General features: G+C 64.3%; 1 pseudogene. It reads right to left on the bottom strand.

From position 1 onward, the window contains the following. Window positions 1-306 precede the first annotated feature (306 nt). Window positions 307-544: pseudogene (locus BFN01_RS01440) on the bottom strand (hypothetical protein); the annotation flags it as partial.

The following is a 544-nucleotide window of genomic DNA, read 5'->3' on the forward strand; positions in this document are numbered from 1 at the left end:
GCATAAAGCGCGGGATGACGGACTAGAAACTGAACTTCCAAACTTCCGCCCAGGGTTGTGACCAGTCTCCACCACCCCTTCAGAAACCCGACCTTCCCGGCGAAGGCCGGGATCCAGATCGAGCCCACGGACGCTTGCAGCCTCCCTGCGTCCTTCGAGGCTCGCCTACGGCTCACACCTCAGGATGAGGAAACTTGTTGCTGAACACCTCATCCTGAGGTGCGCGCTCTTGAGCGCGCCTCGAAGGACGCAGGGAGCCAAGGTTCGCAATGCGGCGAAAGCCACCTTCCTCGCCTCCGACTCCCGCTACCCCCTAGGCCGCCAAGCCAGCACCTCCGCACTATGCCCGACCCCCGCCTTGGCGCACATCTGCTTGACCGGGCACGCCCCGCACTTGGGCGCTTCGGCCCCGCACAGCATCTGCCCAAGGCCCCGCTTCATCAGCCAGTGCAGTTCAAACAGGTCGTCCGCCGTCCAGCTCGCCGGCGCCATGGCCATTAGCGTGTGATAGGTGTTGGTCGTGTCGCCCGAGCCCACGAGACAC

The sequence above is a fragment of the Microbacterium sp. AR7-10 genome (assembly GCF_001878835.1).
Lineage (GTDB): Bacteria > Actinomycetota > Actinomycetes > Actinomycetales > Microbacteriaceae > Microbacterium > Microbacterium commune.